Origin of the sequence: Flavobacterium noncentrifugens (genome assembly GCF_900100375.1) — a bacterium.
Classification (GTDB): domain Bacteria; phylum Bacteroidota; class Bacteroidia; order Flavobacteriales; family Flavobacteriaceae; genus Flavobacterium; species Flavobacterium noncentrifugens.
In genome coordinates this window covers 21,367-47,236 of sequence record NZ_FNEZ01000002.1, presented here as the reverse complement: position 1 = coordinate 47,236, position 25,870 = coordinate 21,367, and the positions used below count along the sequence as shown (strand labels likewise).

The following is a 25,870-nucleotide window of genomic DNA, read 5'->3' as shown; positions in this document are numbered from 1 at the left end:
GTTACAGGCCGCTTACTTTTACAAGTGACAACGGGTTAAACGCGCCGTTTTTAAGCGAATACATCGAGCCGTTTACTTCCTGGAAAAACTCAATCCCCAAAGCCAAAAACAAAGGCTTGGTACTCGCAGCCGTAACCTGATTGGTTTGCGCAACTGCTACGGTCAAAGCCGCATCCCAAGGCAGGATAGCAGTTTCCGAAGTAGCCACCGTAAAAACTTCGTTCTCAAAATCAATCTCGGCACCGCTGGAGATAATTTTGTAATGTGTCGTTCCCGAAGGTGCCGTGATCATATTCGTCGGGATAAACGGCGCAATGTCCACGGTGATTTCACCGGTTACCCTGTCGATCGCAGCCACATAAGGCGCAAACAAAGTAGTCCCCAGTTTCCCTTTAATGTTGAACTCAAAGCCAAGCAAAAGCTCAGCCTCGCCGTCAATCACATTACGCAAACCACGCTCATTGGTCACATCCGCCTGGATCACTTTCACCATAGCCTTGTGCAGGCGGCTGGTCATCCTGCCGTCAGCAGAATTCAAAAGCAATGCCCTCAAAGTTGTGCGCAGCATCTTTCCGGCCTTCCCTGCCCGGCCAAATTCCGAACCATTCTCACGCGTTCTCTGGAACGCCGGATCACTAAGGATCCTGTTTTTGTCAATGCCTCCCTTTTCCCGGACAAGGTGTCCGTCAGTAGAGGTCTTATAGAAGGTCATACCGCCAATGGTACCCTTCAGCTTAATCAAGCCCATCTGTCTGGCCATAATTTCTACATTTTACGATTAATACTCATTTTCATTCTCAATCCTCATTTCGATTATCGTTGCAACATAACTTCGACTGATTCTGAAACAAAATTTATATTAATCCACCACATAAAAAAGCACGACCTATACAGGAAATACCAAACCGACAAAATTGTCACCAATCGACAAAATTGGCACTAATTTCCTTGTGAATTTCAGCGCCGTTAGCTCCCGTTTTTTTAAATAATGATCAACTATCGCTCAATTATTTGTGCTATTACGTTGCACTTATATGGATTAGATGCAAAACATTATTTACAAAAAACTATCTTTACGTATCAATACACAACACATGCTCACACAACAAAATTCCGTCCGCCAGTTATCTCATTTTCCTATTGTAGGCATCGGTGCTTCTGCGGGAGGATTAAAACCACTTAAAGAAATTATCGCAGAAATTCCGGCCGGGTCAGGCCTTGCTTATGTAATTGTGCAACATCTTGCCGCAGACCATCAAAGCAAACTTCCCGAATTGCTGGCTCCCCATTCGAAAATACCGGTACACGAAATTGTAAATAAAATCCATCTCGAACCCGATAATATCTATATCATTCCGGAAAACAACAATGTGATTGTAGTTGACGGCATTTTAAAATTAGAACAAAGGCATCGCGGCACAACGGCAAACCGCACAATAGATCTTTTCTTTGAGTCACTCGCCGAAGTGCACCAGAGCCATGCAATCGGTGTTTTACTCTCCGGCGCAAGCTTTGACGGCACTATGGGCTTGAAAAAAATCCGGGAGTATGGCGGGGCAACAATTGCACAGGATCCCGCTTCGGCAGAATTTACTGCAATGCCGCAAAGCGCGATTGAAGCCGATGCTATTGACTATATCCTTTACCCAAGGGCAATTCCAGATAAACTGATAGAAATTCATGGGAAGTATGAGATAAATTATGCGTACTCAGAGGAGGAGCAGATTCCTGAGGAAGATCTGGTAAACAAAATAACAAATTTAATTTTCCTTAAAACAGAAAATGATTTTCGGCATTACAAACAGCCCACGATCCGGCGAAGGATTGCGCGCCGCATGGTGGTCACAAAAATGGGAAATCTTGCGGGCTACTATAATTTCATGCGTACAAATGCCGCGGAACAACAAGCGCTTTTCAATGATTTTCTAATCCCGGTAACTTATTTTTTCAGGGATGAAAAGCCATTCCAACAGCTCGCCGAAGAAGTACTTCCTAAAATGGTCAGGAATGCGTCGGGCAATACCTTACGCATTTGGGTCGCAGGCTGCTCAACTGGGGAAGAAGCATATTCTGTCGCTATGGTTGTACATGAGTACCTGATTGCAAATAATCACAGCGACATGCGCATCCAGATATTCGCGTCCGATGTTTCAGAAAAAAGTATTGCCAAGGCGCGCAATGGGATTTACAATCCGCAGGATGTCCAGCAAGTTAGCGAAGCACGGCTGGGTGCCTATTTTAGCAAACGCGACGGACGGTTCCATGTCAATAAGATAATCCGCGACATGTGCGTTTTTGCGGTGCATAATTTTATAAAAGACCCGCCCTTTGCGAGGATTGACCTGGTCACCTGCAGGAACGTGATGATTTACCTCGATAGTTACCTGCAAGGCAAGGTCTTGGGGGCATTTCATTACTCCCTTAAGGAGAATGCGTACCTTTTGCTTGGCAAATCAGAATCGGCTTCTGCGGTGCCACATCTTTTCGAGGCATTCGGCAAGGCAGAAAAAATATACGTGAGAAAATTTGCTGCAAACAGGTACATCCCGGAATCTTTCAAACCGCAGCATATACTGCCAAAAGATAAGCCTGAATTGAAAGACCTTGAAAAAGAGGTACTTCCTGTAGTCGATTTTGCCAAGTCGTTTGCAGAGGTGCTGTACAACAAATATACGCCCGCCGGCGTGGTAATTAATCGGCATTATGATATTGTCCACTTCCATGGGGCTACAAGCATATACTTGGAGCCATCACCGGGGAAACCCAATTTTAATGTACTGAAGATGGCCCGTGAGGGACTGAGTTTTGAACTTAGGAACGCATTGTCAATCATCGGGAAAAGTGGAGAAAGCATCGTGAAGCAAAACATACGGATACATGGTCAGCCTTATCTCGCTTCGTTTGAGATTGCGCCGCTAAAGCATGCCGAAGGCTATTTTATGATCGTTTTTAATCAAATGCCTATTGCTGTAGTCGCGGGAAATGGCTTGAATGATGACCAGGGAAGGCGTATTTCGGAACTGGAAAATATGCTCGAACAGATGTCCGGTGATATTAAGCGTGTTACCGAGGAACAACAAACTGCCTACGAGGAACTTCAAACGACGAATGAAGAATTATTGAGCAGCACTGAAGAATTGCAGGCTTTAAATGAAGAACTGGAAACATCAACCGAAGAGTTGCAATCCAACAATGAGGAACTGCTCTGCGTCAATGATGAATTGCAGGACAGGCAGGTACAATTGCTGGCGATGCGCAATTACGCTGAATCCATCATCCGCACATTGCGGGAACCCATACTAATCTTAAATAAAGATTTTATGGTTCAGGGTTGCAATCCGGCATATTACAAATACTTTAGCGGAAACGAACAGGAAACTGAAAACCGGTCGATTTTCGAAATCGGGAACCACCTGTGGGACATCCCAGTCCTGAAAGAAAATCTTAAAAAACTAACTCGTGAGAATATCGACATCGAAAATCTGAAGTTAGAGCTTGTAATTCCCTTCGGTAACAAAAAGACAGTTATGGCAAACGTCACGCGAATTCAGGATGCTAAGCCTGAAGGCTTGATGCTGCTTGCGTTGGAAGATGTCACAAACGAAATCGAAAGCACACGGCAGATTGAATCAAAAAATGCCCAATTGGAGCAATACAATAAGCATCTTCAATTATTTACAGTTTCAACAAAGCAAAATTTCGAAGATCCGCTCAACAAACTCAAGATGATTATCAGCCGCCTCTCTGAGGACAAGGATGAGGATGAAAAAAACAGATATTTGGCCAGGATGTATTCCACGGTTGACGACATGCAAAAAATGCTTGTCAGCATCGCCAATTATAGTGAAGCCACATTGCGTGAGGAGCATTCAAAAAAGACCAATCTCAATGCAATGCTTAAAAAAATATTGGGTGAGTTAAAAGATAAGGTTATTCAAAATAATGCCGTGGTTTCTGTTGTCGCCATTCCTGAAGCTTATGTTATTCCAAACCAGATAAAGCAGCTTTTCCAGAACCTGATATTAAATGCAATCGAAAACAGTCGCGATGGCATAGCACCCGAAATCGAAATTTCTGGAAAGATTGAAGAACCTGAAGACATGGAAATTGATGGCGCAGATCGCAGTACGAAGTATTTAATGATAAAAGTCGAGGATAATGGCAATGGCATTCAGGAAAGTGTCCTCGATAAAATATCTGAGCCATTTTATAGCGGTCCGCAAAGATATTTTGCAATGGGCCTCAGATTGGCATTGGTTAAAAAAGTCGTAGATAACCATAACGGATTCTTATCCATTGAGAATAAACCAGATCATGGCTCTGCGCTCCGCATGTGGATTCCAGTCGCACCCTAAGTGGCATTAAATTTTATCGGCGCCATTATCAACAAGATTATTCAATAGTTTTTTTAACCTGTTGATATGGCCTTCCACTTCCTCAATCCTGCGGGGATATTGGGGTTTTGCTGAGCCGTTTTCCGCATCCGTATTTCGGGATGCCATAACCTTCAGTAAATTTGCCTTTTCTTCAAGCATCCGGATAGAAACCCATACCGATTCCTCAATCCGCTCGTCTTGCAAGTCGTGCAAAAGTTTTTCGGTATAAACGTGCCCCGTGTGGCAGCGATAACGATTAGGCTGTTCGCCACGAATCTGCCACAGTCCACCTCCACAATCCGGACACACAAAATCGCTGTGGTCGGCAATAGTTTTTAAAGCATCTATATCACTCATCATTCTTTTCGTTATGTTAACTTCGGTCTCTATTTCTTTTGGTATTGCCACTGAAGGAGGGAGCGGTTGGCTTAGCACTTCGTGGATTATCAATGGAATATTTTCTAAATAAGAGCGGTAGTCAACCTGCATGTTGTTCATCACACTTATGGGCATACTCGGGAATTGCGCGTCGTCGGGATCCTGAACAATAGTCACACCACCGCAACGTTTAACCGCTGACATTCCTGAAGTTCCGTCTTCAAGCATCCCGGTTAAAATTATTGCAATGACCCTGTTGCCAAAAGCTGCTGCCGCCGATCGGAACAACACATCAATAGACGGACGGTAACGGTTTTCCTGTGTACCCTGTGTAATAATCATATGCTCATTTTCAACCATCAGGTGATGGTCTACCGGTGCAAGATACAAATGTCCGGCTTCGATCTCCATACCATTTTCTGCGACTTTACAATGAAGCGACGTAGTTCTCTGAAAGATTGAGATTATAGCGTTTACATCCGAATTCCGCGATAGGTGCTGAACCATTAAAACAGACGCGTTGATAGTATTACCTAAAGAAGGCAAAATTTTCTTTACAGCCGAAATACCACCGGCCGAGGTACCAATAACGATTAAATTTCTCATGAACAAATTTTAAAATTTGAATATCACATTTTCCGGTGCACGAAATTTATATAATTTAAAATTTTGTTAGACTATTAAACGACATCGCAATTTGATCTGTATTGAAATTATATAAACAAAAGCTGAAATTTTACAAAATTCGCATATTGCGCACAGATACTTTTCTAAAAAATAGTTTCCAGAAAAATTCCAGAAAAAGATTATCGTATATCATCAGTATTATAATCGCAGCAGCAAAATATGAGCTGAATCCTGAAAGCAAAACTAAATTAAATGCTTTTTCAATATGTACTACAACCTACTTCAAATTGACGACGATCCGGATGACTGCGAACTGTTTTCTGATGCACTAAAACAGGTTTCGGAAATAAACTACACCTGCATGCATAATCCCGTCGAGGCTGTAAAACAACTCGTCGAACAAAAGATTACGCCTGATATTATTATTCTCGATATGAATATGCCTGTAATGGACGGCATGTTAGTGTTACAAAAGATAAAAAATAAAAAGAAATTAGCGTCAATACCAGTAATAATATTCTCAACAAGCGAACTGGCACCATACAAAGAAAATGCAATGCAGCTTGGTGCATTAGCTTATTTTGCCAAGCCAACATGTTTCTCAGCGTTAGTTGCATTGATTAAAACAATTTTGAACAAAAACAATTGCTAAAATTCCATTCATGAAAAATCTAAATTCAGATATGGTTTTCAACCATAAGGTTGCCGGTAATATTACCTCTTACGAAGCTTGGGAAATTCGGCCATCACAAATTGAAAACATCGAATGCGAAAATTTCATACTTCTTATATGCTACGTCACATTACCCAAAAAATATCATCACTTCTATTGTAAATTTCATCACTATTCAGACCAAATTTCTAAACTATGCACAAACAGAATTATTTACAGCTACCTCTTAATTCCAACTGAACAAGTCCTTGCACAAGCTATAATCGACGATATAATACTTTGCAATTGACCAATATAGAGCTTGATGATATTATTTTTATTATTTTTACCTAGTTCTTAGAAATAGATACTAGCACTTTGAAACTACTCAAAGCCTAGTCAAAGGTATGGTTAGAGTATGAAAACTATGGGAAGGCGCATTTGCATCACCACGAACGACGTAGAGCTCGTTACAGGTCAAAGCTATCGCCAAAGTCTTAGAGTATTGCATGAGATCGCGAACGCCCTAAATAAAGCCGTAAAGTTTGTCACTATAGAAGAATTCTGCAATCACACAGGATTAAATATTGAACAGGTTGAAAAGACGATTTTTGGGTAGTGCGAGTATATGCGAAAGGCGGAGAAATAAGCGTCTCCCGCATTGGTAACTACTTCAATAACCTGTTCATTTTTTAGCGTAGTTCCTTGATATTTATTTGGTTAATATCATAATAAGCCGTAAATTTACGCTGTAAGACTTGATGATAATTGCTCGACTTCGACGCAATATCGAGGAACTAAAAATTTACGCTTTTCAAATGCTATATATTACGCGGCATTAGCGTTGAGGTTCGAATCCCTCATCGCCCACAAAAGCAGAAACGAAAGTTTCTGCTTTTTTTGTTTTCATAAGTGTCAAAGCTCTGTTTTTGTAAGCTTGTGAAAAAAACCTGACGCAAGGTTTGCTTTTGTGAAGTCTTCCCAAAAAGGATCAACGAAAGTAATCCTAAAAGTTGGCGTTCCTAAGTTTGCGAAAATAAAAAGGAATATAAATGTTTTTATTCTTGTGTTCCTTTTGATTGGTCTAAATCCTTTTTGCGTACAAAAATCACCGAAACCAAACTTCCAGCAAAGCACAACCCCGACGCTAGCATCATAATATTTTGATACGATGCGATAAACGACGCATGAAAATCCTGACTGACTTGGGAACGTTTTTTCGCTTCAATTGCCATTGGAACTTTCGCATTTCCTAAATTGCCGGCCTGTGCCAGAATTTCTGATTTTTCCTGTTGACTGAACTGGGAATCGATAAGTCGGCTTTGCAGCGCACTCGTAAATAAAACCAACGCCAACGATCCGAAAATCGCATTTGCCAAAACGTTTGAAACACGGCTGATCGCATTGTTGACGCCCGAAGCCCTTCCTGAATATCGCGATTTGACCGAAGTCATCACGGCCGTCGTTAGCGGTGCGACCGTAAAAGCCATTCCCATACTGAAAATCAGGATGCCCGGGAAAAAAGTAACCCAATATGATTTTGGCCCCTGTGTTTGCCCGATGAAGGACAAAACGAGCATTCCGATTCCGACCGTGAAAGGTCCTAAAATCAGCAGCCATCGTGGCCCGTGTTTATCGGCAAGGCTTCCTGCAAACCGCGATATCAGGACCATAATTATTGTGAAAGGAACGAACGTCAAACCTGACTCCATTTGGGAATATCCCTGAACCTGCACCAGATTAAGGCTCATGAACAGCATTGCTGCATTCAATCCAGCGTAGAGGAACAATGTCAGCAGATTTACTCCTGAAAATGTCGGATTCCGGAACAATTCCAGTGGCATCATGGGATGGGATGATTTCCACTCGACGATAATGAATATGAGGAGAAAAACAGACCCGAGCGATAAGGCACCAAACGATTGCCAATGTCCGAAACCTACTTCCGGTGCCCTCAAAAACCCGAAGGTCAGCAATGCCAGGCCTGCGGCCAATAAAAATCCTCCCACAAAATCAATCGACCGTTGCTCTGCGAGTTCTGTTTCGCTTACTTTTTTCCATAAAATCAATAGTGCGGCAATACCAATCGGGACATTGATAAAAAAAATGTAGCGCCACAAGCCGTGATCGCCCAGAAATCCACCCAGAATCGGGCCGCTGACGCTCACCATCGTAGTAATTGAAGACCAGGTGCCGATGGCTTTCCCACGTTCATCCTCGTTTATGGAAGACGAAATAAGCGAAAGACTTCCCGGAATCATAAGCGCGCCGCCGATGCCCTGGATCGCCCTGAAGATAATGAGAAAACTTACGTTGGGCGACAATCCGCATAAAACCGATCCGATGATGAAAATCAAGATCCCGTACATGAATATTTTTTTTCGTCCGTGCGAATCGCCCAAAGTACCTCCTACGAGAACAAGAGATGCCAAGATCAAAAGATAAGAATTGAGTACCCAGAAGAGCTCGGCACTTGTGGCATGCAATTTTTCCTGCAAAGACGGCAATACGACATTGAGCGCGCTTCCGTCTATAAACGCCATGCCCGAGGCCATGATCGTCGAAACCATCAGCCATTTCCCATCGGTACTTTTTAAGGAAATCGTCGCCATCAGTTATGGTTGAGTTGAAGTAAGTCCGAAATTGTCGAAACGCGAAGCTCCTCTGCATGCTTTTTTCGCATCATCAGCACATAGGCGTTGTTGAAGCCAATGGGTTTTAACCACTTTAACCCATAACGCGAACGGAATTCCTTACTCACGAAATCATACACCGCATTTTTGTCTTTGATCAATCCGTTTACGGTTTTTTCGTCTGGTTGCAGCAATACCAAAAAACCCGTTCCGGTATATTCGGGATACAGGTCGATTTGTTTATTGGTCAAGGCATCGAAACAAATTTTCGTTCCGCCAAGCCCTGTTTTAGTGGCGACATCAAGATTGGTATAGCCTTTTATGAGCATCGCATACATCGCACTCAAAATATATTGCTCCCCAAAAATCTTGGAACCGATGACGATTTTTCCTTTCGGGTTTTGACGCGGCGCTTTCCACAACTTTTGCGATTGCAGGAATTCCTTTGCGATCGCTTCGGGATTCTGGTGCAGATAATCGGCTTTGTAATTCAGCTCGGTCATGATGGAATCGTTGATACGGCCTGACAACAGATTGAGGGCATCCTCGACTTCTGGATATTTTTGAAGGATTTTCTCACGCACGACGGGCGCGGCATAATAGGGTGGAAAAATATGTTTGTCATCTGTAAGCGCAACCAGGTCGAATGCCTTGATTCGGCCGTCGGTACTGTAACCGCTGATCACATCGAGTTTTTTCTCATACAACGCTTTGTACATCATCGCATCGTCAATCACAACGGTACGCATATCGAAGCCATATTTTTGCTGCAACCCTAAAAAACCATCCTGCCGCCCCATGAATTCAGGCGTGAATCCGGCGAGTAATCGTTTGTCTTCAGCGGTTCGAAACGCATAAATCAGTGAAAAAACTAGCAAAGCGACAGGAAAAGCAAACAGCATTTTCCTGACTTTAGCCAGATTGACTTTTTGCAGCTGCGCCAGTAAAAAATCGAGCAGAACCGCCAACAATGCGGCCGGTATTGCGCCCGCCAGGATCATGTTTGTATTATTCAGCGAAATGCCACCAAATATAAATTCCCCCAAACCACCCGCTGCGATATAGGCCGCAAGTGTCGCCACACCAACGTTTATGGTCGTTGCCGTTCTGATTCCGCCCATTATTACCGGAAAAGCCAGCGGAATTTCCACCTTAAAAAGCGATTGGGCGGGCGTCATTCCCATTCCGGATGCCGCTTCTTTGATATCAGCATCAACACCGGTTATCCCGATATATGTATTGCGCACTATGGGCAGTAATGCATATAAAAACAACGCAAAAATGGCAGGTTTCGGCCCGATTCCGAGCAACGGAATCATGAAACCCAAAAGCGCCATACTCGGAATGGTCTGTAAAATCCCGGTGATGTTCAATACAGAAGGTGCAATTTTTCTGTTGCGTGCGATGAAAATCCCAAGTGGAACGCCCACGATTACCGCTATGGTCAACGAAAACAACGTGAGCCCGAGATGTTGCAACGTCTGCTCACCCAATTTGGCCCATTGGCCTGAGACGAATTCCCAGAAAGTATCAGGTTCTTGCATCGGTTTTGGCTTTATAGTTAGCGAATCCCTGGAGCAAATCTGAAACGGAAAGCATCTTTACGGAATCCAGGCAGCGCATCCTGATTTTCTGATCCGTATCATTTTTATCCTTGAATCGTTCGAGTGCGGCCGCTACCGAAATTTCTGCCGAAAATGCTTTGTCGTTTTCATTTGCGGCTTGCTGATTATCATCCAAAAACTTCCAGATGTCGCAGCAACGCGTCACGGTCAGCAACAATTGCAGGTATGAATTCGAAAGGAAATCCCTCACGAAATCGTTGATTGGTGCAAATAACAATTGCTTCGGTGTCCCGATCTGGATGATTTTCCCCCCATCCATCAGGCAAATTCTGTCGCCGATTTCGAAGGCTTCCTGGACATCGTGCGTGACCATTACGATCGTTTTTTCTTTGAATTCGCCAAGTTCCACAAATTCATTGCGCATGGCTTTTCGCGTGATCGTATCCAAAGCGCTGAACGGTTCGTCCATGAGTAAAATAGGCGGATCTGCGGCCAAAGCGCGGGCAAGATTAACGCGTTGCGCCTCTCCTCCACTCAGTTCCTTTGGATAAGCCAACAATCGTTCTTGTGGAAGATGGAATTTTTCAAGCAGGACTTTCGCGCGTTCATCGATCCTGCTTTTTTCCCAATAAAGCAAATTAGGGACAACTGCAATATTTTCAAGCACCGTAAAATGCGGGAACAAGCTATTGCGTTGCAGCACATAACCCATATTCCGCCTGAGCTTTTCAGCCGGTTGGTCTTGGATATCGGTGCCGTCAATCGAAATGGTTCCGCTGGAAACGTCAATCAGCTTATTGAGCATTTTTAGTGTCGTGGTTTTTCCACAGCCGCTTACGCCAAGCAAAATCAATTTCTCGCCTTTTTTTACGGTGAACGAAATGTTGTCGACCGCGGCGTTCTTGCCAAAAGACTTACTCACATTACTGACTTCAATCATACTTTTTTTGGCGTTTCCAAAAGCGTTGGGATTAGTTCTGAAACCGTGGGATGCAACACCATCGTATCGCGGATTAAAGTGTACGGCATATCGGCGGCCATCACGTTCAGGATGCTGGTGATGATTTCGTCGCCACCCACTCCAAGAACGGCCGCGCCCAAAATCTTGTCGGTTTTTTCATCAATAAGCACTTGCATAAAGCCGTTTGCTTCACCTTTTTCGACGGCGCGGCTCACTTCTGACATCAGACGTTTGCCTTCAAGCACCGAGAAGCCTTGTTCTACCGCCTGTTTTTTGGTCAATCCAGCGCGTCCTAACGGTGGATCAGTAAACAGTCCGTAAGTCATGATGCGGTCTGAGATTTTGCGCGATTTTTTTTCGAAAAGATATTCAAAGACAATTTGGTGGTCATTGTAAGCCGTATGCGTGAACGCGCCTTTGCCGTTGCAATCGCCCATCGCGAAGATATTCGGGACGATGGTCTGGCAAAAATCATCGACGTCGATATAGCCTTTTTCATTTGATTTTATTTCGGTCGCCAACAGATTCAAAGTGTCTGAATTCGGCGTCCGCCCAATCGCTAAAAGCAAATGTGAACCGTGGATTTTATGCTTTTTTGCATCCGATTCATAGATCACTTCGATCACGCCACTTTGTTGTGATGTTTCGATATGCTGCGCTTCCATCACGAATTTTACACCGTCGGCTTCCATAAATTCCCGAATCGCATCGCTGGTTTCTTTGTCTTCGCGACTGATGATTTGGGCCGATTTTTCGATGATTGTGACCTTACTGCCAAACCGCGCGAACATCTGCCCGAATTCCAATCCAATGTAACTGGCACCGATAATAATGAGATGCGACGGCAATTCCGTTAAGTCAAGAATGCTTTCATTCGTGAGGAAATCAACGTTTTGGAACTGTTTAGGAACAGTTGCCCTCGCGCCAACGTTGATAAAAATATGTTCAGCCGAAAATAGCTCCTCATTAATTTCTACTTCAAAATTGGAGACGAATTTCGCCTCACCGGCAAGGAAAGTTACGTTTTTTGCATGTTCAAAACTCTCTCGGATATTTTTCACCGACGCCTTTACAATATCGTCCTTTCGGGTCTTTATTTTTTTTAGGTTTGCCTGGGCACTCGCGGAAATATCTACACCCAAATTTTGCGCATTTGCAATGTCCCACATGCGCCTGGCACTGGCAAGGTACGTCTTTGTGGGAGTGCAACCTGAATTTACGCAGGTGCCGCCAACCGTACCTTTTTCAACGATCAGAACTGTTTTCCCCTGTTCCGAAAGTTTCTTTACCAAAGGCGTTCCGGCCTGTCCTGTACCAATGACTATTGCGTCGAATTTTTTCATATCTCCTTATTTTACAAGTCGGATTCCGTTGTATTGCCAGCGCATGTCGGGGTGGAAAAAGTTGCGGTAGGTTTTACGGCTATGTTCTTTCGGGGTCGCTACCGATGCGCCACGCAACACCATCTGGTTGATCATGAACTTCCCGTTGTATTCCCCTATCGCGCCGGGTTGCTTTACATATCCGGGATAGGCAAGGTAAGCGCTGTTTGTCCACTCCCAAAGTAGTCCCCAATCAAATTTTGATGCCGCGACTTCCCATTCCTGTTCCGTTGGCAAACGCATGCCTTTCCATTGTGCGAACGCAAACGCTTCATAGAAACTGATGTGCCTTACAGGTTCCTCGAGCGCGATTTGCTGTAATCCGCCGAGTTCGTAATACTGCCAGCTTCCTTCGATCTCGTGCCAATATAATGGCGCATTGACCTGATTCGATGTCACCCATTGCCAGCCTTCGTCGTGCCAGAAATTAAAATCTGAATAGCCGCCGGCCTGCATAAATTCGAGATATTCGGCATTGGTAACCAAACGGTCGGCAATTTCAAAATCTTGTATATAGGTTTTGTGTCTTCCGAATTCGTTGTCGAACGCGAAGCCATTTCCATCGTGTCCGATTTCGTAGACTCCGGCGCTGATCTTATGGAATATATTAGCCGATGGGACTTTTTTAAATGTAAAAACATTCTTTGCATAAGCCGGAAATGTGGGTTGGTTGCCCAAAATGTATTTGATGTCATAGACCAACAATTCCTGGTGCTGCTGCTCATGGTTGAACCCAATTTCTATAGTTGCTATCAGTTCGGCTGACAACTCTTTTTCGAACAATTTATTCATGTTCTCGTTCACATAGGCGCGATAGCGATACACGTCTTCGACACTTGGGCGTGTCATTAAACCGCGCACCGGTCGTAAAACGCGTTTGCCTACATTGTTGTAATAACTGTTGAACAGAAATGAAAAATCATCATCGAAAACTTCATAACCCGATAAATATTGGGTCAGTACGAACTGTTCCCAAAACCAGGTGACGTGCGCCAGATGCCATTTTGGAGGCGACGCGAATAAACTGGGCTGCACCGAATAATCTTCGGTGATTAATGGCCTGCACAGATTTTCACACGCTGCCCTTACGAAATTAAATTTTTCTTGTAATGTCATATCCCAGTCCGATTGCCCTGTTTATTTTCCTTGTATCGCCAAAATATTTCCCGCCGGATCTTTGAACCATGCCATTTCCGGGCCTTGTTCACCTCGCGCGATTCCTTTTTCGTCGGTTTTGATATATTCCATGTCGTATTGTTCGAACGTGATTCCTCTTGAAATAAGCCAATCGACTGTCGTCTCAATATCATCAACAGGAAAATTGAGAACGGTAAAAGTTGCCGGTTCGTGATTTGGTTTCGGATAAATGATCGCGCCGTTTGCGTTTCCTGACAAATGGAGTTCGAGGATTCCCATATCGCCTTTGGAAATGTCCAATCCCAGCGTTTCTTTATAGAATGCGAATGCCTTGTCGGTGTCATTCACCGAAAAACTGCTGTAGGCTTTTTTGTCTTTAAGCATGATCGTATAAACTTATGTTATTTGCATCAAACAGCTTCCCAAACCGAATCTACATACCATTTTTTGCTGTCGAAAAAATTGCGATCCACTACAAAGCCCGTTTTATGCGCCATGTCGCTGATTTGGGAAAGCGTGTATTTTTGGGAGATTTCCATGTGGATGTATTCGTCCTTTTTAAACGGGATAACGGCTTCCGGAAAATGCACCTCAAGATCTTGAAGACAAACCAGGTAACTTTTGCATGAGCCAGTTTCAGGATCGTAACTGCAGTAATGTTCGAATTTTTTTACATCGAAATCGCTGCACAACTCACGGTTCATGCGTTCGAGAAGATTTAAATTGAAACGTTTTGTGATGCCTTCACTGTCGTCATACGCCCTTCTGATGATTTTGGGGTTCTTGACCAAATCGAATCCGAAAATAATTTTGTCGCCTTTGGAAAGCGACTGGCGCAACTTCCCGCAAAATGCATGGCTTTCGCCGACGGTCATGTTCCCGATATTTCCGCCAAGACACAGAACGACACGCCTTGCCCCGTTTGAATTTCGGAGCTGATTGAGCATATCGAAAAAATCGCCATTCATCCCTGAAGTTTTTACCTCCGGAAGCGTATCGGCAACCAATGCTTCGAGGTTATCGATAACACTGTGGGAAATGTCGATTGGAATGTAAGTGAAATCTGCTTTTTTATGGGTGAGTTCCTTTAGCAGTTTTATTGATTTGGTACCGTCTCCCGGTCCCAATTCGACGAGCTCGAAGTAATCATCGGCCGAAATGGAGTCAATAATGGCTTCCGTCTGCAATTCGAGAATCTCCATCTCACATTTCGTCAGGTAATAATCGTCGCAATTCATGATTTGCTGAAAAAGCTTATCGCCTATCGCATCATAGAAATATTTTGAAAAAAGCTGTTTGGGAAATCCGGAAAGGCCCGAAATCACATCATTATAAAATCTTGTCTCCTTAACTCCCGTAGTAAAATTACCCATCTTTGGCTTCGGTATTTTTATGTTTCCAAATAAAGGTACAAAATTAACGATGTCAAACCGATGAATGCCTTCGTAATTTTTCCGTTAATTTTTTGCCTACGCGATTGCGAGTGTATGTAAATCCAAGTGTATATATTTGCTTGAAAACATGTTTTAATAGCTAATGCGACTGATGATTTTGTTGCTGTAACGGCTTTACTTCTGCTGGTTAAAAGGAATCAACCGCGATTGTATCGCAATTGGCATCGATGGTCGCAAATGATATTTAAAACCGCCAAAGGACTTACATTTAATCAGATTACTATGGGTTAATTGACACTCTTTTGCAAACTCAGTCTGTTGCAATGGGTTACCTCGCCATTCCAGGCGTTGTGCAACCAACAAGCATACCGATTTAAAGAAACCTGTGTAAAAACCACCCATCACTTTTTCATTCCTGCAATAATGCGCTGCCTGTGGGTAAATCCCCAATCCGCTATGGTTTGGGTAAGCTCTTTCAGCGAATTGCCATAAGTTGTGATCCGATATTCTACGGCAACAGGCGCAGTGTTCAACACGATACGTTCAATTAATTCGTTCATTTCCAAATCCTTTAATTCACGGCTCAGTACTTTGCCCGAAATACCCTTTACTTCCTTCAGCAATTCAGAATAACGCATCGGCTTGTAACACAAGCATGCAACAATAGACATTTTCCATTTCCCGTTTAAAATATCCATCGTATCGCTAATCGCCAATATTTTATGGCTGCATTCTTTTACAGGATCGAACTTTTGTTCCATATCATTCACTGGTTACTTATTTGTCACTATAACTTTTTGTCACCTGGTTACAAATATACACCTCACTGTTATAGCTTTGCAAATAAAAATAATCAAAAATGGAATTAATTAAAAATTTACAATGGCGCTATGCCGTCAAGAAATATTCAGATGCGCCGGTCAGTGAAGATAAGGTTGGCCAAATTATCGAAGCCGTCAATCTCACCGCTTCTTCCTGCGGCATACAACCTTATCGCATGATTGTGGTAACCGATCCTGAAATAAGACAAAAGCTGGCTGAAGGGTCATTCAATATTCAAATCAAGGATTCTTCCCATTTGTTGGTTTTTGCTGCTTGTAACACGATCACCAACGAGTACATTGCCGATTACGTTGCGATGATGGAAGAACAGCGCCGTTTGGAGACCGGGGCGCTTAACGATTACAGGGATACCCTAGCCGCTCATTTTTCTACCCAAACTCCTGAACAACATGCGATTTGGTCTGGCAAACAGACCTATATCGGGTTAGGGACTGCTTTAATAGCGGCTGCCGAACTCAAAGTAGACACTACTCCCATGGAAGGTTTTAATCCGCAAGCATTTAATGAAATTTTGGGGTTAACAGCAAAAAACCTTCACGCTTCAGTAACCCTTTCCCTGGGATACCGTGATGCTGCAAACGATTATCTGGCTTCGATGCCAAAAGTCCGCCTGCCTATCCGCGAATTTTCAACCAGGGTATAATGATTACAGATCTATTTATCAGCGGGCATATATCTTAAGTTGGTATACTGCCCGTTTCCTGTTTGCCCGCACTTAAAATTTAAAAGTGATACAATGGGTATTGTATTAAATTCCAAGGTTTGTTTGTTCTTGCAGATACAATATCCCAACATGGCCAACTTCCTATGGCGACGCAAGCGACAGAAAAATGATTGTTTTGTGTTTTTTGTTCACTTATGATTGCTCCCAATGAATTGGCAATTTCCGAGGGTAATTCGGTTATTGAAGATCCAGATGACAGATTGGTGTTTATCGCTCAATATTATTCTAATGATGAAGATTTACCAGACATTATGGGTTTTAAGTCGTGCACGTGAAACTTGCTCCTTACGCTCTTGGCATTTCAGAACATGCCAGTGCCGTTATTTGGTATATCCAAATCCAACAAAATCCATCCTTCTCCTATCCCAACCCTCAAAAAATAATTCCCTCCGTAACCTTTTGGGACAAAGGGTAATGGAAAATGCAAGCGGCGATCAATAACCTTGAAAGACTTTCGCAAGGTACTAATATGCCTGAGGCGGAAGGCGCGGACGGAAAACCGTTCAGCAAAAGATTATTAAAGAATAATTTATCATATCTTTAAATTATTTTCTAATTTTAAAACTATATGAAAATACATTTACAAATAATGCTGTTTTGCCTGATAAGCACCGCGGCTGTAGCGCAGGTTGCACCGGCAATCGAATGGCAGAAATCCCTGGGCGGAACAGCCGATGACCAAGCCCATTTTGCTCAACAAACTGCCGACGGCGGTTATATAATGGCAGGAAATACGACTTCTAACGACGGGGACGTATCAGGAAACCATGGAAATGGCGATGCATGGGTAGTAAAACTTAACGCGTCAAACGAAATTGAGTGGCAAAAAACGCTGGGCGGATCGTTGTATGATTATGCCCAATCCATGCAACAAACCGCAGACGGTGGATATATTGTGGCCGGATATACAGAATCTCACGACGGAGACGCAACCGGAAACCATGGAGGCGATGATGCCTGGATAGTGAAACTGGATGCTACCGGTACGACCCAGTGGCTGAAACTTCTCGGCGGATTGGATTCTGATCGCGCCTTTGCTATCCAGCAAACCACCGACGGCGGGTATGTCGTGGCCGGATACACGTATTCTAATGAAGGGGATGTCTCCGGAAACCATGGCAGTAGTGATTCTTGGGTGGTTAAACTGACTGCTTCAGGCACTATCGAATGGCAGAAAACCTTAGGTGGAACCGGTCCTGATGCGGCCTTTGCCATTAAACAAACTACTGACGGCGGGTACATCATGGCCGGAGTTAACAATTCCAACAACGGGAACGTCTCCGGAAACCAGGGTTTTATTGATTTCTGGGTGGTAAAACTCAACGCTACCGGTGCGATCCAATGGCAAAAATCCACGGGTGGAACTGATAGTGACCAGGCATATTCCATCCAACAGACTACAGATGGCGGATATATCGCGGCGGGATCTACGTATTCTAATAACGGGGATGTCTCCGGAAATCATGGAAACCTTGATTTGTGGGTGGTAAAGTTCGACGCTTCCGGCACTGTCGAATGGAAGAAAACTTTAGGTGGAAGCGCTACCGAGCAGGCCTATTCCATCCTGCAAAGTGCCGACGGCGGTTACATTGTGGCGGGATATACGAATTCCAGTGACGGGGATGTATCCGGAAACGATGCTACTTTTGCTTTTGATGTATGGGTCGTGAAGCTCAATGCTACCGGTACTATGGAATGGCAAAAGGTTTTAGGCGGAACTAATGGCGATTTGGCTAACTTCATTGAACACACCGCAGACGGAGGGTATGTTCTTGGAGGATATTCAGCCTCAAATGATGGGGATGCCTCTGGAAACCATGGTGATAATGATTTCTGGATTGTAAAACTCGGTCCGGAAAACCTGGAAACGCAAAACCCAAACCGCGTTACGAATATCCTTTACCCAAACCCAACCCAATCCATCCTTCACTTTACCCGGCCGTTAAAAAAAATTTCCCTCAATAACCTTTTGGGTCAAAAAGTATTGGAAAACGCTGGTGGCGAATTTATAAATGTCGAAGGGCTTTCGCGAGGTGTTTATGTGCTTGAAGCGGAAGGGTTTGATGGCAAACCTTTAAGTACAAAAATCATCAAAGAATGATTCAAGTATCATTTCTAAATTCCTTCTCTAAATCTTAAAAACCTGATATATTTTTTTACAGTCATCTTCTTAGATTTCTTTACTGCTTTTGGGCTGTATTCTTTGCTATATCTTTTGCTATCTATCTTTATTAAAAAATCTTTTATTAAAAAAGTGGACGAACAAGCTAGCAAACTTATTAGTCTTATTGGAATTCTTTATTTTCTTACATGGATTATTGGAACCTTCATAGAGTTTCAAAACTCTTCAGCGGCGGAAAATAGTCAAACTTTAGATCGAATGTTTGGCAAATATTGGTTTGGTTATTGGCTACAACCTTTAATCTGGATGTAATAATGCAGTTGTTACAAGTAAAAAAAATTAGAAAAAATGTTTTGCTTAGAATCTTGTTCTCTTTGTTATTAATTATCTCAATTGAGCGCTTTATAATTATTGTAACTTCATTTCACAGGAATTATCTTCCAAGTTCTTGGACAATGTATTCTTCTTTAGAAATTTTTCCTTCAAATTTTATTTTAGATTTAATTGCGAAAATCATTTATTTTCTTGTATTCGTTGGGATATTTACTTTAGCCGAATTGAATGTCAAAAAACTAATAAATATTAAAACTACCGCCAACAACGGTTAAGCAAATCGGCTGATTTTTAGTAAATTGAAACCCTTTTTTCCATACCTTCGTTTCCATTTGGCAGAGAATACTCTGTTAATAATTTCGCTGAATTTGCTTAGCCGGAAATGTTATACGCCAGCTTGATAATCCACAAATCGACAGTATTTAACAAAAAAGCAAACGGCTAAAAAATAACATGAAAAAAACAATTCTAACTTTAATACTTGTTAGTGGCTTATTTGTTGCAAACGCACAATCGCCGCACGCTGCACGCTTGTATGGCATGACACAATATGGCGGACCCGACCACAAAGGTTCTATTTTTTATTTTACACCCGAAACCCAAATTATTACGGTGGCGTATGATTTTAAAATAAAAGTAAAAGGCAAAGCACCCAAATCTGATATTGTAGCACCCGGCAATGGAAAATATTTTGGCACCACCACCGCAGGAGGAACTTTTAATGCGGGCGTCATTTTTGAGTGGGATGCTACAACCAGCGCATACAATGAAATATACAATTTTACAGGAGAAAGCGGTAGCGATGCCCGGGGTGCCATGCAGCTGTACGACGGCAAATTATATGGCATGACCAACGCTGGCGGTACAAACGGGCTTGGCGTGATCTACGAATGGGATTTGGCTACCAGCACCTACACCAAAAAATACGATATGGAAAACCCGGCTGGTGGCAATCCGCATGGCTCGCTTACGCTGGTCGGAAATCTGTTTTATGGCGTTACGTTTGCTGGCGGATCATCAGATTCAGGGGTTATTTTTGAATACAATCCTGTCACTAACATCTGCACCAAAAAATTTGATTTTGATAATCTTAAAGGGGCTAATCCAGTTGGCAAATTAAGTGTGTATAATGGCAAATTGTATGGTATGACCAACGCTGGCGGCATAAACAATAAGGGAGTAATCTACGAATATGAACCCAGTACCAACACAGTTACAAAAAAAATAGATTTTAGTGGCACTGCCAACGGCGAACGGCCTTTAGCTTCGCTTACACTGTACAACAACAAATTTTATGGAATGACTTATGGCGGAGGCATATACGAATCGGTCAATACGCCGGACCAAGGTGTTATTTTTGAATGGAATCCTGCAAATAACGCACTTGTTAAAAAAATAGACCTGGGTTCTGCCGCATTGAGTAATCTGGGTGGACCGCTGGGTGGTTTTACAGTAGTAGGAGACAAATTATGGGCAACAGCCACCAAAAGCAATGGAGCAGGGTATATCTTCGAATGGAATCCTGCAAACAACGCTTTAACGTTCAAGCATCAAAATAATCAAAGACCATTTGCTATAAATGGATCATTTTGCGAAGAATATAACTACGAGCCCGGTGTAAATCCTGATAATACGTTGCTGCTTAGCGGAAACAAACTGTTGGGTACCACTTCAGGCAATGGTGGATTTTATCAGGGCGCTATTTTTGAATTGGATATCGATTCACTCCAGGTTACGCGCAAAGTATACATGCAGGCTGCCGACGGATCGCTACCCAAAGGAAACCTTACACGCGTAGGCAACAAACTTTTTGGCTGTACCTATTTGGGCGGCAACAGCCATGCAGGCAATATTTTTGAGTGGGACATGGATAATTTGCAATACCAGGAACGATTTGAGTTTGACGGATATAATACGAGCGCGCGTCCGTTAGGCGACCTTACGCCTTACAACGGCAAATTATACGGAATAAACTTTAAGCAAAAAATAAAAAACAGTGGTTGGAGGGGAAATAGCGTGAATTACAACATAGGTGGTGAGATTTTTTCCTGGGATATGAACACAGGATTGTACGAAAGCGAAGCCCCGGATCTGAGCTATTCCTCGCTCAAATTGTATAACAACCAACTTTATTTTACACAGCAAATTTACGAATCCTATCCTGCTGTAACAGGCGGCATCACCTATGGTGGTATATTTCGTTTTGATCCTGCCAGCCATTTACTCGATAGGGTTGCGGTGATGGATCAAGGCTCATTGAATAACTTTCAAGATACACAAAGCGCCAATAACATTACTTTCTTCAATGGCAAATACTATGGTATGACACCTTGGAAAGGCAGTTCTGGCGGAACGTATAATGGAACGATTTACGAATGGGATCCAGCTTCAAACATTACAACACACAAATACGATTTTGATCCGCTTACTGTAGGCACCTATCCGCTCTCAAGTTTCAAAATCATTGACGGCGAATTGTATGCTTTTACTTCCAACAAGGGTAACAATGTTCCTGGAGCCAGCCCCGGAGGTTTATTCAAATATACCCCAAGCACCAATACTACTGAGTTGGTTGCCAGCGGATTTGGAAGTGCGGGCCTGCCTACCAAATCAGGCAATAAAACATACTCCTTACAAGATGGAGGGCCAATAGCACAACTGGCAGAATACGATCCCGCTACACATAGCGCTGCGCTGTATTCATTGCCCTTTTATCCTGGCAGTCCATCTTTTGGCTGGTACAGTGGAACATGCTATCAAAATAGTTTCCCTGAGCTTTTGGAGGTTATCCCTAATAAAGTTCCTGTGCTGTCAAATATTCCAACAGCACAAACGGTTTGCAGTATGCAACTGACACTGCTACATTTACGATAAGTGATGAAGATTTAGATGTAATGAATTTTGAAATTGCCTGCAGCAATCCACAGTTAATACCGGTTTCAAATGTTTCAATTACAAATTCCGGCAGCACCTATACATTAAATTACACAAGTAATAACAATCAAACAGGAGCTGCAACTATAACTGTTACAGCTAATGATGGGTATGGAGGCACCGTTAATTTTTCTTTATTGGTCAATGTAATTGCTTCACCAAATACTGATGTAACGCTGAATTTTGCAACGCTTACTTCACAAGAAAATGCTGCTTTAAGTTACCAATGGATGGATTGTAGTAGTAATTCCCCCATTGCAGGAGCAACCAACCAAAGTTATACCGCTACATCCAACGGCAGTTATGCTGTGATTGTAACAACTGCGGCTTGTCGTGATACTTCAGCGTGTATTGTTGTGGCAACTCTGGGGTTAAACGAGCCTACTTCGCAAAGCAATATCAGTATTGCTCCTAACCCTACAAGTGATTATATAACAATATTACAAAACAATTCGACCATCACCGAAATTGAAATCTACAATGTTCTTGGAAAACTTATATATAAAACCAACATTCATCAACGACAAACAATTATAGATTTAAGCAACGAAGCGAAAGGATTTTACTTTATCAGGGCAACAGCAGAAAACCGAAAAGTAACCCACTTAAAAATAATTTTGCAGTAGCGAATCCTTGAAAAAGAAAGACGAACGTATAACAGCGGCTATGACGAGATTGCTAATTTTCGGTTACCGGAAATTTCGTTTTTGCGAAGAAAGTTTTATCTTGGCAGAGCGAAATGAGTTTGCCTGAATCGCTCTCTCTTAGCAGGCTCATGTTGGCGGTAATTCCGAAAAATTCGTATTGGTATGGATATCGAAAAAATAGACAAAATTTGCAAAGACCTGCCACATGTCGAAGTGGAAATCAAATGGAAAAGCGATTTGGTTTATATGGTTGCGCGGAAAATGTTTTGTGTTATCGATCTGGAAGCCATCCCAACGTCTGTCGCATTTAAAGTATCAAATGAAGATTTTGATGAAATCAGTACACAAATAAATTTTAAGCCTGCTCCTTATTTTGCGCAGCATAAATGGGTAACAGTCATTAACATCAGTGAAATTTCGACTATAGAATTAAAAAAACACATAGTTAAATCCTACGAACTTGTAAAAGCAAAACTCAGTAAAAAGGTTTTACGTGATTTTGATCAGTAGATACTGCCACCAACCGAGAACTGAGCTTGAGTTAGCAATTTGAAACCGCCAAAAAAAAAAAAACGCACCAAATTCGAAGTTTCTTAAGAGCTGTGAAGAAAAACTTCGGCTGGAATGCTAAAGTAATTTTTTAGTTTTTGCGCCATTTTTAAAATGATTTCTCTTTTTCCTGAAAGAATTGCTGAAACGTGTAGATTATTTAAAGTCACTTCAAAAAATCTATTTAGAAACAAAAAAAACCCACGAAATCATCTTCGCGGGTTTTATTTTATAATAATCACAGATTCTTTAAGGAATCAAACGCTCCTCCCTCAACTTATCAAACAAATCATAAAACGATTCCACCGTCGATTGATATCCCGTAAACCCCAACTTCCTGCTCCGCGCCATATCCGTCATTACTTCAATCGGGCGTCCCAAATCGAGATCAGTATGCCAGGCGGAAGCGATTCGGTTAAGATCAGATTCTACTAAGTTGTGTTGTGCTGCCATTTTTTTCCAGGTTTCGGTTTGTACCGACAGCCGTTCATCAAGCGGGCGCATCGATCCGTTGAAACCGTCAACTTCAATTTCAAAATAATCTGCAATCTTCTGCCACAACCATTTCCAGCGGAACGTATCGCCATTAACGATATTAAACGCTTCATTTTGTGCTTTGGGTGTTGTTGCTGCCCAAAGCAGTTGTTCCGCGAGAATCTGCGCATCGGTCACATCGGATAGGCCACTCCACTGTGCTTCAGATCCCGGCCATACCAATGGCACACCTTTTTCTTTACAAATACTGGCATAAATGGCGAGGGTTGTTCCCAGGTTCATTAGGTTTCCAACAGCATATCCAATCAACGTGTGCGGACGGTGGATGCTCCACGTAAACCCGTCGCGAGCTGCAGCATCATAAACTTCATCTTCCTGCGCATAATAAAAATTATCGAGTTCCAAGCGGGGCTGTTCTTCGCGTAACGGCGTTTCAGGAAAGTTCCCTTCTTTGGCGTAGGCTTCAAACGGTCCGAGATAATGTTTTAATCCGGTGACCAAAGCGACATGTTGCACCGATTTTTTTGCTGACAATGCATTTAATAAATTCCGCACCAGCGCACTATTTACCCTGATATTTTCCTGTTCCGTGTCCGTGCGCATCCAGGTCGTGAAAAATACATGGGTCGGTGAAATATTTTTTAAGGCTTCAGTTAATTGTTCCGGATCCAGCAAATCGGCAGCAATCGACGTAACGCCTTTGCTGTCATTCTTTGCTGAACGCGACAAGCCATACACTTCCCAACCTGTTTGTATTAATTTTGCAGCAAGATTGCTGCCAGCCATTCCTGTAGATCCTACAACAAGCGCAATGTGTTTTGTATTTTGGGTTTCCTGGGTTTTCATATTCAATGTTTTTCCAAAATTACTTCCGAAATACGAGATGCCAAATGACGTAGGACATAAAATGAAGTTGATTCAGGTCAACGCTTTTATCCCAACTAAACGTTTTTTTTCAGCCGGCTTACGGTAGCAGCGGTAAGTCCGAGGTAAGATGCCAGCAAGTTTTGCGGTACCCGATTGACCAATCCGGGATTGTTTTCAACGAGCTGCCGGTACTTTTCTTCTGCTGTCAGCGTATGGGCAGTGACCAACCGGCGTTCTTTCACTACAAGGCTGTTTTGAAAAAGCAAGCGAAAATACCGGTCCATCACAGGAACCTGCAATGTCATATTTTCGAAATCTTCGGCGGTGATCATGAGCAATTCCGAATCTTCCAAAGCATCTATAGTATATTGTGAAGGCACGCTGTGAAAAAAACTATGCATATCAGAAGTCCACCAGCCTTCGGGCGTAAACTGGCTGATATGTTCCTTCCCTTTTTCATCGATATGGTATGTTTTTAAGAGTCCGCTTGCAACAAAAGTCAGGTATTTGCAAACATAGCCTTCCTGTAAAAGCAGCTTTCTTTTCTTTAGCGTTTTCGGAATGAAATACGATTTTACAATTTCCTTTTCAACTTCGGAAAGCTGGATTTTTTGTTCGAGGTGTTTGAAGAGTATATCGTATATCATAAATGTTGTTGTGTTATTTCCAATGCAGTGATTTTCCTTAAAGTTATCATATTAATTTCCTAATTTCTATAATGGCAGTCGAAAAAATTCATTTCTATTTTCGCAATAAATTCAGTACAATACACCAAATTTAAAAATTGTACCGCTTGAAAAAATACCTCAATCATACAAGTAAAAGATCAAAATAATACAAAATTATCATTTTTTGTTCCTTAGCTTTGCATTGTGAAAAACTGGATCTTCATCATCTGCCTGACTATTTTACTCAAACCCGTGATTCCGGTGTTTGATTATATCGTCAATTATGATTACATCCGCACCGAACTTTGCGAGAACAAAGAAACCCCAATCATGGGCTGCAATGGAAAATGCTACCTGATGAAAAACCTCGCAGCGGCTTCAGATGCTGAAAAACCGGCTTCCTCTGATAAAAAGCATGCACCCGTTATTGAAACCTCCGATTTATTTATATCCGCTATTGCAGATTTTGAATATTTATTTGCATTCAGCGACAGCAATCCTTCATTCAATTCGGCTTACAGCAATCTTTACTGCAATGCACATAATGGATCTTACTTTCATCCGCCGATAAGCCTTTCTTAAA

20 protein-coding genes are annotated in these 25,870 nt (G+C 42.5%); 8 read left to right on the top strand and 12 right to left on the bottom strand.

All coding sequences use genetic code 11. From position 1 onward, the window contains the following. Window position 1 precedes the first annotated feature (1 nt). The gene (locus BLS32_RS04880) at window positions 2-760 is read right to left on the bottom strand and encodes a hypothetical protein (RefSeq protein ID WP_091392532.1); all 759 of its coding nucleotides are present in this window, start codon (window positions 758-760) and stop codon (window positions 2-4) included. A gap of 334 nt (window positions 761-1,094) precedes the next feature. Here BLS32_RS04880 and BLS32_RS04875 point away from each other — a divergent pair, with 334 nt between their 5' ends. Beyond that, complete coding sequence (locus BLS32_RS04875) at window positions 1,095-4,355, top strand: CheR family methyltransferase (protein WP_170227615.1); 3,261 nt, start codon at window positions 1,095-1,097, stop codon at window positions 4,353-4,355. A gap of 6 nt (window positions 4,356-4,361) precedes the next feature. On the opposite strand, the gene BLS32_RS04870 is transcribed toward BLS32_RS04875, so the two are convergent. Further along, window positions 4,362-5,360: a chemotaxis protein CheB gene (locus tag BLS32_RS04870; RefSeq protein WP_091392528.1), complete on the bottom strand. Its 999-nt coding sequence runs from the start codon at window positions 5,358-5,360 to the stop codon at window positions 4,362-4,364. Between the two features lie 286 nt (window positions 5,361-5,646). Between BLS32_RS04870 and BLS32_RS04865 the strand changes: the two genes are divergently transcribed. Continuing rightward, on the top strand, window positions 5,647-6,033 hold the full coding sequence (locus BLS32_RS04865) for a response regulator (RefSeq protein ID WP_091392526.1): 387 nt from the start codon (window positions 5,647-5,649) through the stop codon (window positions 6,031-6,033). Window positions 6,034-7,091: 1,058 nt separating this feature from the next. Here the strand turns inward: BLS32_RS04865 and BLS32_RS04850 are convergent. From BLS32_RS04850 to BLS32_RS04810, 8 genes are all read right to left on the bottom strand, one after another. After that, on the bottom strand, window positions 7,092-8,645 hold the full coding sequence (locus BLS32_RS04850) for an MFS transporter (RefSeq protein ID WP_091392522.1): 1,554 nt from the start codon (window positions 8,643-8,645) through the stop codon (window positions 7,092-7,094). After that, the gene (locus BLS32_RS04845; RefSeq protein WP_091392521.1) at window positions 8,645-10,210 is read right to left on the bottom strand and encodes an ABC transporter permease/substrate-binding protein; all 1,566 of its coding nucleotides are present in this window, start codon (window positions 10,208-10,210) and stop codon (window positions 8,645-8,647) included. The genes BLS32_RS04850 and BLS32_RS04845 overlap by 1 nt, the downstream gene beginning before the upstream one ends. Further along, window positions 10,197-11,171, bottom strand: a complete 975-nt coding sequence (locus BLS32_RS04840; protein WP_091392519.1) for an ABC transporter ATP-binding protein — start codon at window positions 11,169-11,171, stop codon at window positions 10,197-10,199. The genes BLS32_RS04845 and BLS32_RS04840 overlap by 14 nt, the downstream gene beginning before the upstream one ends. Beyond that, window positions 11,168-12,535 carry a mercuric reductase gene (locus BLS32_RS04835; protein WP_091392517.1) on the bottom strand — a complete coding sequence of 456 codons (1,368 nt, stop codon included), beginning with the start codon at window positions 12,533-12,535 and terminating at the stop codon, window positions 11,168-11,170. The genes BLS32_RS04840 and BLS32_RS04835 overlap by 4 nt, the downstream gene beginning before the upstream one ends. Before the next feature lie 6 nt (window positions 12,536-12,541). After that, a complete protein-coding gene (gene egtB / locus BLS32_RS04830; RefSeq protein ID WP_091392516.1) occupies window positions 12,542-13,690 on the bottom strand; it encodes an ergothioneine biosynthesis protein EgtB in 1,149 nt (382 codons plus the stop codon). Window positions 13,691-13,711: 21 nt separating this feature from the next. Further along, the gene (locus BLS32_RS04825) at window positions 13,712-14,095 is read right to left on the bottom strand and encodes a VOC family protein (RefSeq protein WP_091392514.1); all 384 of its coding nucleotides are present in this window, start codon (window positions 14,093-14,095) and stop codon (window positions 13,712-13,714) included. Window positions 14,096-14,121: 26 nt separating this feature from the next. After that, window positions 14,122-15,084, bottom strand: coding sequence for an L-histidine N(alpha)-methyltransferase (locus BLS32_RS04820; protein WP_091392513.1), 963 nt, complete (start codon window positions 15,082-15,084; stop codon window positions 14,122-14,124). Window positions 15,085-15,506: 422 nt separating this feature from the next. Continuing rightward, window positions 15,507-15,866: a winged helix-turn-helix transcriptional regulator gene (locus BLS32_RS04810; protein ID WP_091392509.1), complete on the bottom strand. Its 360-nt coding sequence runs from the start codon at window positions 15,864-15,866 to the stop codon at window positions 15,507-15,509. A gap of 98 nt (window positions 15,867-15,964) precedes the next feature. Between BLS32_RS04810 and BLS32_RS04805 the strand changes: the two genes are divergently transcribed. From BLS32_RS04805 to BLS32_RS04775, 5 genes are all read left to right on the top strand, one after another. Next, window positions 15,965-16,591, top strand: coding sequence for an NAD(P)H-dependent oxidoreductase (locus BLS32_RS04805; protein WP_091392507.1), 627 nt, complete (start codon window positions 15,965-15,967; stop codon window positions 16,589-16,591). Between the two features lie 649 nt (window positions 16,592-17,240). Continuing rightward, on the top strand, window positions 17,241-18,773 hold the full coding sequence (locus BLS32_RS04800) for a T9SS type A sorting domain-containing protein (RefSeq protein WP_139171691.1): 1,533 nt from the start codon (window positions 17,241-17,243) through the stop codon (window positions 18,771-18,773). Between the two features lie 807 nt (window positions 18,774-19,580). After that, window positions 19,581-22,001 carry a choice-of-anchor tandem repeat GloVer-containing protein gene (locus tag BLS32_RS04785; protein WP_091392499.1) on the top strand — a complete coding sequence of 807 codons (2,421 nt, stop codon included), beginning with the start codon at window positions 19,581-19,583 and terminating at the stop codon, window positions 21,999-22,001. Beyond that, window positions 21,965-22,687, top strand: a complete 723-nt coding sequence (locus BLS32_RS04780; protein WP_139171690.1) for a T9SS type A sorting domain-containing protein — start codon at window positions 21,965-21,967, stop codon at window positions 22,685-22,687. The genes BLS32_RS04785 and BLS32_RS04780 overlap by 37 nt, the downstream gene beginning before the upstream one ends. Before the next feature lie 183 nt (window positions 22,688-22,870). Further along, complete coding sequence (locus tag BLS32_RS04775; protein WP_091392493.1) at window positions 22,871-23,218, top strand: MmcQ/YjbR family DNA-binding protein; 348 nt, start codon at window positions 22,871-22,873, stop codon at window positions 23,216-23,218. Window positions 23,219-23,506: 288 nt separating this feature from the next. On the opposite strand, the gene BLS32_RS04770 is transcribed toward BLS32_RS04775, so the two are convergent. Both BLS32_RS04770 and BLS32_RS04765 read right to left on the bottom strand, forming a co-directional pair. Then, on the bottom strand, window positions 23,507-24,598 hold the full coding sequence (locus BLS32_RS04770) for an SDR family oxidoreductase (RefSeq protein WP_091392491.1): 1,092 nt from the start codon (window positions 24,596-24,598) through the stop codon (window positions 23,507-23,509). Between the two features lie 95 nt (window positions 24,599-24,693). Continuing rightward, the gene (locus tag BLS32_RS04765) at window positions 24,694-25,266 is read right to left on the bottom strand and encodes a Crp/Fnr family transcriptional regulator (RefSeq protein WP_091392489.1); all 573 of its coding nucleotides are present in this window, start codon (window positions 25,264-25,266) and stop codon (window positions 24,694-24,696) included. Window positions 25,267-25,491: 225 nt separating this feature from the next. On the opposite strand from BLS32_RS04765, the gene BLS32_RS04760 reads away from it, so the two are divergent. Further along, a complete protein-coding gene (locus tag BLS32_RS04760; protein ID WP_245699334.1) occupies window positions 25,492-25,869 on the top strand; it encodes a hypothetical protein in 378 nt (125 codons plus the stop codon). Window position 25,870: the final 1 nt, after the last annotated feature.

Bases quoted from the DNA above. Each gene is read 5' to 3' on its own strand.
- BLS32_RS04810 (WP_091392509.1), bottom strand. From the start codon at position 15,866: ATGGAACAAAAGTTCGATCCTGTAAAAGAATGCAGCCATAAAATATTG.
- BLS32_RS04820 (WP_091392513.1), bottom strand. From the start codon at position 15,084: ATGGGTAATTTTACTACGGGAGTTAAGGAGACAAGATTTTATAATGAT.
- BLS32_RS04865 (WP_091392526.1), top strand. From the start codon at position 5,647: ATGTACTACAACCTACTTCAAATTGACGACGATCCGGATGACTGCGAA.
- BLS32_RS04845 (WP_091392521.1), bottom strand. From the start codon at position 10,210: ATGCAAGAACCTGATACTTTCTGGGAATTCGTCTCAGGCCAATGGGCC.
- BLS32_RS04870 (WP_091392528.1), bottom strand. From the start codon at position 5,360: ATGAGAAATTTAATCGTTATTGGTACCTCGGCCGGTGGTATTTCGGCT.
- BLS32_RS04775 (WP_091392493.1), top strand. From the start codon at position 22,871: ATGGATATCGAAAAAATAGACAAAATTTGCAAAGACCTGCCACATGTC.
- egtB (WP_091392516.1), bottom strand. From the start codon at position 13,690: ATGACATTACAAGAAAAATTTAATTTCGTAAGGGCAGCGTGTGAAAAT.
- BLS32_RS04835 (WP_091392517.1), bottom strand. From the start codon at position 12,535: ATGAAAAAATTCGACGCAATAGTCATTGGTACAGGACAGGCCGGAACG.
- BLS32_RS04875 (WP_170227615.1), top strand. From the start codon at position 1,095: ATGCTCACACAACAAAATTCCGTCCGCCAGTTATCTCATTTTCCTATT.
- BLS32_RS04840 (WP_091392519.1), bottom strand. From the start codon at position 11,171: ATGATTGAAGTCAGTAATGTGAGTAAGTCTTTTGGCAAGAACGCCGCG.
- BLS32_RS04825 (WP_091392514.1), bottom strand. From the start codon at position 14,095: ATGCTTAAAGACAAAAAAGCCTACAGCAGTTTTTCGGTGAATGACACC.
- BLS32_RS04850 (WP_091392522.1), bottom strand. From the start codon at position 8,645: ATGGCGACGATTTCCTTAAAAAGTACCGATGGGAAATGGCTGATGGTT.
- BLS32_RS04800 (WP_139171691.1), top strand. From the start codon at position 17,241: ATGAAAATACATTTACAAATAATGCTGTTTTGCCTGATAAGCACCGCG.
- BLS32_RS04770 (WP_091392491.1), bottom strand. From the start codon at position 24,598: ATGAAAACCCAGGAAACCCAAAATACAAAACACATTGCGCTTGTTGTA.
- BLS32_RS04880 (WP_091392532.1), bottom strand. From the start codon at position 760: ATGGCCAGACAGATGGGCTTGATTAAGCTGAAGGGTACCATTGGCGGT.
- BLS32_RS04805 (WP_091392507.1), top strand. From the start codon at position 15,965: ATGGAATTAATTAAAAATTTACAATGGCGCTATGCCGTCAAGAAATAT.
- BLS32_RS04785 (WP_091392499.1), top strand. From the start codon at position 19,581: ATGAAAAAAACAATTCTAACTTTAATACTTGTTAGTGGCTTATTTGTT.
- BLS32_RS04765 (WP_091392489.1), bottom strand. From the start codon at position 25,266: ATGATATACGATATACTCTTCAAACACCTCGAACAAAAAATCCAGCTT.